A 7785-nucleotide genomic window follows, 5' to 3' on the forward strand; every position below is an offset into this window, starting at 1 on the left:
CGTGCAGCGAACCATCTTGGACGCCATCAATGCCCCCACCACTGTGTTGTTGGGTCGGCCGCTGATCGGTGACGGCGAGGGTTTCGTTGGCTTTGGCAACACCGGCGGGTCGGGCGGCGCTGGCGGTGACGGCGGCACCGCGAACTTCGGCGGCGGTTTCACGGACCTGATTACCGCAACCGGTGGGTCCGGCGGTACCGGCGGTGTCGGCGCCGCCAACGCAACCTCAGTGGGCGGCAAGGGCGGCGGTGGTGGCGGCGGTGGTGCCGGCGGCGCGGCAGGCGGAAACGCGGCCATCACCGGTGGTGGTGGCGGCGGCGGCGGGGCCGGCTCCGTCAGCGTCGCCGCCGGTACCGGTGGCGACGGCGGTGATACCAAGACCAATGGGAACGTCACATGGACCGGTGGCGCAGGCGCAACCGGAGCAGGAGGCGTGGGCGGCGGTGGCGGCGGCGGCGCCTACAACCTCGTATTCCCGGGCAGTGGTGCGCCGGGCGGCGTACCTACAGGTGGTCCGGGCATCCTCGACAGGGGCAACGCAGGAGGCGACGGCGGTGCGGTGGGCGGGGTAGGCGGCAAGGGCGGCTCCCATTACTGGCCCTACCCGGCTTACAACGGCACCGACGGGCAGAGCGCGCTCTAATCCCTCACCCGGAAAACGTTGGTCCGTCAAAGCGTTCGCGGGTGACGAAGTCCCCGACCGACTGGCGGCGCAGCTTCGTCAACTGCCGTACCGGTTTGCCCAACGGCACCACCGCGGCGATCGCATGGGTCTCCGGGATTCCCAGCAGCTCCCGAAGTTCCGGTTCTTGCGCGATGGCCATCGTGGTGATGGTGCCCCCGAAGCCCTCGTTGCGCGCGGCCAGCAGAATGTTCCACACCAACGGATATACCGAGGCGCCGGCTGCCAGACCCACACGGTCCAGGTTCTGGTCGAGGGCGGCGACAACGCCCAGGTCCACCGAGATCACCAGAACCACCGAGCCGTTGACCAGCGGCGCGAGGAACTGTTCCGGGAATTCGGTTCGTTCGATGGTTTCCTGCGGAATTACGCTGGCCTGCAATGGATTCCACGGGCTTTCACCGGCTGCCATCTGGGCGAAGTATCGGCGGGCAGCCGGGATGCTGAGTTCGACGATCCGCCGACGGGCGTCCAGATCACGGACGGCCGTGATGTGCGCACCCTGCCGGTTGCCGCCGCTCGGTGCGAACCGGGCATTGTCGAAGAGTCGGTACAACACATCGTCGGGCAGCGGCTCGTCGGTGAATTCACGCGCAGCGAAGGTGCTGCGCATGACGTCGTAAAGCTTCATGGAGTCAGACCTCTGCGCGTTCCAGGCGGAAGGTGCGCTGGTAACCACTGGGCAGCGTGGTGACGGTGACCTCCACCGCGCCGCTCGGAGCGACCACGTAGCGTTCCTCGACCTGTGGCCCGTCGCCCCATCTGCCGACCGGTTGGCGACCCAGATCCTCGCGGTCGTGTAGGGCGGGGTCGAATGGGAAGAGGACCGGATCGTAGGGCGTGACGTCACCGTCGGGTCGCCCGTCGACCACCCGGCTGCACTCGACGAAGCGGAAGTGTCCGATGTTGTGGGCGGCGCGGTAGGTGCGACGGATTACCAGCGGCGTGCGACCGTCGACCGGAAGCGGCGCGTCCTTGGGGACGATCGGGTCGAACACTACATCGGCGCCCGCCTGAGCCTCGCGGAAGACACCGAAATGTCGCGAAAACCGTTCGGATAGAACGAATCCAGCGTCGCTGTCGAGGAAGACCGCCAGTCCGATGGCGGTCGCGGCGAAGGGGTGTGGGGAACGCTTGACGCGGCGGTCGCCGAACTGCGTGCGCAGCATCCGGGACACCAGGGGAAAGCTGCCTGCGCCGCCGACCACATAGATGCCCGCCACCTCCGACCAGGTGACATCCCGGCCGTCGCCGGTCGGATTGTGCAGTACCCGGGACAAGAGATCGGCGGTCTTATCGACCAGCGGCGCGCATGCTGCGTAGACGTCGTCGATCGGGCACGAGAATGGCGGGCGGCCGGCACCGTCGATCTCGGTGAGATCGACCAGCAATCGGCGCGTCTGCGGTCCGACCGTCTCCTTCCGCGTCGCGCATTCCTCAAGCAGCAGCTCGTAGGCGTCGTCGTCGATCTGCAACTTCGTTGCGTTCAACACCAGCTGTGCGATCGCCTCGTCGAAATCGTCGCCGCCCAGGCGCTGAATCCCTTCACTGATGACGACTTCGTTCACCTGTCCGACCATCCGCAACAGCGAGGCGTCGAACGTGCCACCGCCAAGGTCGTAGATAAGGACGTACTCGCGCTTGGCGGTGATTGTCGACCGGTACCGGTGCGCGTATTCCAATGCCGCGGCTGAGGGTTCATTGAGCAGTGCAACCACGCGAAAGCCTGCTGCCACAAAGGCATTCAGGGTCATGAAGCGTTGGGCGCTGGATGCATTAGCCGGCACGCTGATCGCGACGTCGATTGGTTCGCCCGCCGCCGCGCCCGCGTTGGCCCGGTCGTATAGATCGCTTTTCAGTTGAGCCAGGAATCCGGTGAGCAGGTCGGCCAGCAAGTAGGTGCGTCCGGCGAGCACGACCTCCGTCTGCGGGCCGGCATCGTTGAGGAGTCGTTTGAACGCCCGCAGCACCGACCATCCGGGTGCGTGGCGCACGGCGGCGGCGTCCAGTCCGAACCGCAGCTCCCCGGTGGCATTCGCGGCGACCAGCGAGGGCCAGGCGTCGAACCCGTCGAAGGAGACGACCGGGTAATTACCGCGGTCGACGATCGCCGCGACGGTGTGTGTGGTCCCAAAGTCGATACCGACTCTCATTCCGCCCAATTCTAGGGCCGGTTGCGTTTCTTTTCAGTGGCCTTGCGTGTGCGTGTTCCACTGCCGCTGCACGGCGCGTCCGGCGGCGTCGAGAAGAAGATCCCAGGGTCGAACTGAGGTCCGTCCGCAGATATCGCTCACCAGTGTGAAGCTGGCGACGCCGAATCGGCGTGTCGCGTCGTGTAATTCACGCTCGAGCCGGGTCAGTACATTGCGCGTACGGTGTCGATGGTGTCAGCGTCGGCCGGGCTTTTGTCGTCGCGGTAGCGCACCACCCGGGCGAACCGCAACGCCACGCCGCCGGGATACCGCGTCGAACCCTGCACGCCGTCCAGCGCTATCTCGACCACCTGCTCCGGCCGGACTGGCACGACATAGCCGTCGGTGCCCTTGGTGGCCAACTCGCTGAACCGTGCGGTCTGCCAATCCAGCATGGCATCGGTCATCCCTTTGAACGTCTTGCCGACCATGACGAAGCCGCCACTGTCCGGATCGCGCGCACCCAGGTGGATGTTGGACAGCTTTCCCCTCCGGCGCCCCGAACCCCATTCCACGGCCAGGACCACCAGGTCGAGGGTGTGCACCGGCTTGACCTTCAGCCACCCTGCTCCGCGCCGGCCTGCCTGATACGGCGCAGCCGGTGCCTTGGCCATCACGCCTTCGTGGCCTGCGGCCAGCGTCGCGTCCAGGAACGCGGCGGCCTCGACGGGGTCGGAGGTCGTCAGCCGGTCGACGCGCTGCCGCGCCGGCACCAGGGCATCCAATGCGGCCAGTCGCTCGGTGGTGGGCGCATCGAGCAGATCGACCCCGTCGGAGTGCAGGATGTCGAAGAAGAACACCGAAAGCGGTTGCGCGTCCCGGGCGGCGGCCACATCCACCGAGCGGCCGAAACGCGACGCTGTGACCTGGAAGCGGTGCGGCCGGTCGTCCGGGCGCAGCGCAATTGCTTCGCCGTCGGCAACCAGATGGCTGACCGGCAGGGCCAGCGTCGCCTCGACTACCTCAGGCAACCGCGCGGTGACCTCGTCCAGGGTGCGGGTGAAGACCCGGACATCATCGCCGCGGCGGTGGATCTGCACCCGCGCGCCGTCCAGCTTCGCTTCCAAAATCGATGTACCGCCATGCTTTTCGAGGGCACCGGCGACACTGGTGGCGGTCTGGGCCAGCATCGGCCCGACTGGACGGCCCACTTGGAGGGTGAACTCGTCCAGCGATCTGCCGGTCAGCGCCGCCGCGGCGACCACCGGAAGGTCACCGCCGAGCATGGCCGCCCGTTGGACCTTGCCGGCGGCGATCCCGGCCGCTTTCGCCACCGCGTCGGTCATGATCCCGACGAGTGCCCCTTGGCGCAGCTCGCCGCTGAGCAGCCGCCGCAGGAAAGTCTGCTCGGTGTCCGTGGCAGCCGAGAACAGGCCATTGATCAGGGCCGCCCGGCGGGCTTGCGAGCCCTTGCCCGCGATGCCACCGATCTCGGTGAACCTGGCATCGACGTCGCCAACGGTGAGTGCGGCCTCCGATGCCGGTGGCGGCAGCGAGCGCAGGGCAGCCCAGCCCACGCCGATCTGGCGTTGCCGCAATTCCCCGGATAGCCACGACACGACGGTCGCGACAAGCTCGGCATCCGCTCCGGCACGCTGCAGCAGCTCGGCGATCTGCGCGACCTTGGCGAGCCGAGACGAGGAGGCGCCCACGTGGAGCGAGGTGCTTGCTACGTCGAGAAGGAGCACGGTGTCGAGCTTGGCACGACTCGCCGACAACCCCGCCGGGCAGACGCGCTAGCGTGCCTCGGTAACGTTACAAATTCAAGGCTATGTGACAACCCAGAAAACGGAGGTCCGGATGGAGATCAGCGGAAAGAAGGTCGTCGTGATCGGCGGCGCCTCAGGGATGGGACGCGCCAGCGCCGAGCTGCTGCACCAGCGTGGTGCCCAGGTCGCTGTCCTGGACCGCGAGGGTTCGGACGGCAAAGAGGTAGCCGAAGGGGTGGGCGGCAAGTTCTTTCCCGTCGACGTCACCGACTTCGCCGGCACCGAGGAAACGCTGCAGGCCGCGGTCGACGAACTCGGTGGCCTACATGTCACCGTGACTACCGCCGGTGGCGGCATCGCCAAGCGCACGCTGACCAAAACCGGCCCGCACGACCTCGAATCCTTCCAATCCGTCGTGGACCTCAATCTCGTCGCCACCTTCAACATCAGCCGGCTGGCTGCCGCGCACATGAGCAAGAACGAGCCCGAAGACGACGAGCGGGGCGTCATCATCAACACCGCGTCCATCGCGGCCTTCGAAGGACAGATCGGACAGGTCGCCTACACGGCCGCCAAGGCGGGCATCGCGGGCATGTGCCTGACCATGGCGCGCGACCTGGGCTCGGTCGGCATCCGGGTACTGGCGATCGCGCCGAGCCTGTTCGCCACCGGATTGACCAAGGGCATCCCGGACGAGTTCGCGACCGCGCTGACCAAAGACGCGGCGTTCCCCAAGCGTCTGGGACGACCCGAGGAGTACGCCAAGTTGGTAGCGGCCATCGTGGACAACCCGATGCTCAACGGGCAGTGCCTGCGCCTGGACGCCGGGCAGCGTTTCGCACCGAAGTAAACCCGGGCAGGCCAGGACCCTCCTCGCGCATTAAGTACACTCTTTAGGTACTTGGCAGCGCCGCGAGGAGGATCCGCATGGGTATCGCACTGACCGACGACCATCGCGAACTCGCGGATGTCACCCGCGGGTTCCTGACCTCGCAGAAGGCGCGCGCGGCGGCGCGGTCGCTGCTGGACGCGCCCGAGGAGGAGCGGCCGGCGATCTGGCAGGGGGTCGTCGAACTCGGCTGGCTCGGTCTGCACATCGGTGAAGAGCACGGTGGCTCGGGATACGGTCTGCCCGAATTGGTGGTGGTGGTCGAAGAACTCGGACGTGCGGTGGCACCGGGGCCGTTCGTGCCGACGGTAATCGCCTCGGCCGTGATCGCCCACGACGGCACCGCAGATCAACAGGCACGACTGTTACCGGGACTCATCGACGGCACGGCCACCGCCGGTGTCGGGGTGGGCGGTGACGTGCGGGTCTCCGACGGCGTGGCCAACGGCGACGCTGGGATTGTGCTCGGTGCCGGCCTGGCCGAACTGCTGTTATTGATCGCCGGTGACGATGTGCTGGTAGTGGACCGCGGCCGCGAGGGAGTTTCGGTGGAGGTGCCGGAGAACCTCGATCCAACCCGGCGATCCGGCCGTGTTCGCTTGGAAAACGTGAAAGTGAGTGCCGACGACATCCTGCCGGGCGCCCGGTCGGCCGCATTGGCGCGCGCACGGATACTGCTGGCCGCCGAGGCTGTCGGAGGCGCGGCCGACTGCGTGGAATCCGCGGTCGAATACGCCAAGGTACGCAAGCAGTTCGGCCGCACTATCGCGACATTCCAAGCGGTGAAACATCATTGCGCGAACATGCTGGTGGCGGCCGAATCTGCACTTGCCGCGGTTTGGGACGCCGCGCGTGCCGCCGGGGAGGACGAGCAGCAGTTCCAGCTGATCGCTGCCGTCGCCGCGACACTGGCTTTTCCCGCCTACGCGCGCAATGCCGAACTCAACGTCCAGGTGCACGGCGGCATCGGGTTCACCTGGGAGCACGACGCGCATCTGCATCTGCGCCGGGCGCTGGTGAGTTCGGCACTGCTGGGCGGTGACGCACCGGCCCGCGATGTGTTCGAGTTCACCGCCGCAGGCGTCGTCCGGGACAACAGTCTGGACCTGCCACCCGAGGCCGAGCAACTACGTACCCAGATCCGCGCCGACGCCGCCGAACTCGCGGGTCTGGACAAACAGGCGCAACGGGACAAACTGATCGAGACCGGCTACGTGATGCCGCACTGGCCCAAGCCGTGGGGCCGCGCCGCGGACGCGGTAGCGCAACTGGTCATCGAAGAGGAATTCCGCGCCGCGGGGATCAAGCGGCCCGATTACGGCATCACCGGCTGGGTCATCCTCACCCTGATCCAGCATGGAACCGATTGGCAGATCGAAAGATTCGTGGAGAAGGCGCTCAGAAAAGACGAGATCTGGTGCCAATTGTTCTCTGAGCCGGAAGCGGGTTCGGACGCGGCGTCGGTCAAGACCCGGGCCACCCGGGTGGACGGCGGCTGGAAGATCAACGGCCAGAAGGTGTGGACGAGCGGGGCGCAGTATTGCGCCCGTGGCCTGGCGACCGTGCGCACCGACCCTGAGGCGCCCAAGCACGCAGGCATCACCACGGTGATCGTGGACATGAAGGCCCCGGAAGTCGAGGTGCGGCCGCTGCGCCAGATGACCGGGGGCGCGGAATTCAATGAAGTGTTCTTCAACGACCTGTTCGTGCCGGACGAGGATGTCGTCGGGGCACCCAACTCCGGGTGGACGGTGGCGCGCGCGACGCTAGGCAACGAGCGGGTCAGCATCGGCGGCAGTGGCCTGTTCTACGAAGCACTGGCCCCGGAACTGGTGAAGGGTGCCCAGCAGCGGGCGGATCGCTTGGCGGGCGCGGTCATTCGCGTCGGCACCTATCTGGCCGAGGAGAATGCCTTGCGGCTGCTGAACCTGCGCCGCGCGGCGCGCAGCGTCGAGGGATCGGGTCCCGGGCCGGAAGGCAATGTCACCAAACTCAAGCTGGCCGACCACATGATCGAGGGTGCTGCCATCTCCACCGCCCTGGCCGGCCCCGAAGTCGCGGTACTGGACGGGCCCGGCGCGCTGGCCGGGCGGATGGTGATGGGTGCCCGCGGCATGGCGATCGCCGGTGGAACATCAGAGGTGACCCGTAACCAAATCGCCGAGCGGATCCTCGGCATGCCACGGGACCCGCTGATCAACTAACCCGGCGCGTGGCGCGCGACCCGCGGGCGGCGCGCGAGCGACGCGCGGGCGGCGGGCGACGGGCGAGCAGACGCAGAATCGCACGAAATCGGGAAGATTCGTGCGATTC

At 67.3% G+C, this 7785-nt stretch carries 5 protein-coding genes and 1 pseudogene; 3 read left to right on the plus strand and 3 right to left on the minus strand.

The features are described 5' to 3' along the window. A pseudogene (locus A5636_RS27370) lies at positions 1-643 on the plus strand (PE family protein); the annotation flags it as partial. 4 nt (positions 644-647) lie between these two features. On the opposite strand, the gene A5636_RS16745 reads toward A5636_RS27370, so the two are convergent. The 3 genes from A5636_RS16745 to A5636_RS16755 all read right to left on the minus strand — a co-directional run bounded on the left by A5636_RS16745 (position 648) and on the right by A5636_RS16755 (position 4562). Further along, positions 648-1313 carry a nitroreductase family protein gene (locus A5636_RS16745; RefSeq protein ID WP_065159765.1) on the minus strand — a complete coding sequence of 222 codons (666 nt, stop codon included), beginning with the start codon at positions 1311-1313 and terminating at the stop codon, positions 648-650. 4 nt (positions 1314-1317) lie between these two features. Further along, complete coding sequence (locus tag A5636_RS16750; RefSeq protein ID WP_065159766.1) at positions 1318-2835, minus strand: Hsp70 family protein; 1518 nt, start codon at positions 2833-2835, stop codon at positions 1318-1320. Positions 2836-3038: 203 nt separating this feature from the next. Continuing rightward, entirely contained in the window at positions 3039-4562 is a 1524-nt protein-coding gene (locus A5636_RS16755; protein ID WP_065159769.1) for an ATP-dependent DNA ligase, read from the minus strand. 112 nt (positions 4563-4674) lie between these two features. Between A5636_RS16755 and A5636_RS16760 the strand changes: the two genes are divergently transcribed. Then, positions 4675-5433: an SDR family NAD(P)-dependent oxidoreductase gene (locus A5636_RS16760; RefSeq protein WP_065159767.1), complete on the plus strand. Its 759-nt coding sequence runs from the start codon at positions 4675-4677 to the stop codon at positions 5431-5433. Positions 5434-5510: 77 nt separating this feature from the next. After that, positions 5511-7676: an acyl-CoA dehydrogenase gene (locus tag A5636_RS16765; RefSeq protein WP_065159768.1), complete on the plus strand. Its 2166-nt coding sequence runs from the start codon at positions 5511-5513 to the stop codon at positions 7674-7676. The last annotated feature ends 109 nt before the right edge of the window (positions 7677-7785 follow it).

The organism is Mycobacterium asiaticum (assembly GCF_001673315.1).
In the GTDB taxonomy this organism is placed as follows: Bacteria; Actinomycetota; Actinomycetes; order Mycobacteriales; family Mycobacteriaceae; genus Mycobacterium; species Mycobacterium asiaticum_B.

Coding starts and splice junctions, on each gene's coding strand:
- A5636_RS16760 (WP_065159767.1), top strand. CDS start 4,675: ATGGAGATCAGCGGAAAGAAGGTCGTCGTGATCGGCGGCGCCTCAGGG.
- A5636_RS16765 (WP_065159768.1), top strand. CDS start 5,511: ATGGGTATCGCACTGACCGACGACCATCGCGAACTCGCGGATGTCACC.
- A5636_RS16750 (WP_065159766.1), bottom strand. CDS start 2,835: ATGAGAGTCGGTATCGACTTTGGGACCACACACACCGTCGCGGCGATC.
- A5636_RS16745 (WP_065159765.1), bottom strand. CDS start 1,313: ATGAAGCTTTACGACGTCATGCGCAGCACCTTCGCTGCGCGTGAATTC.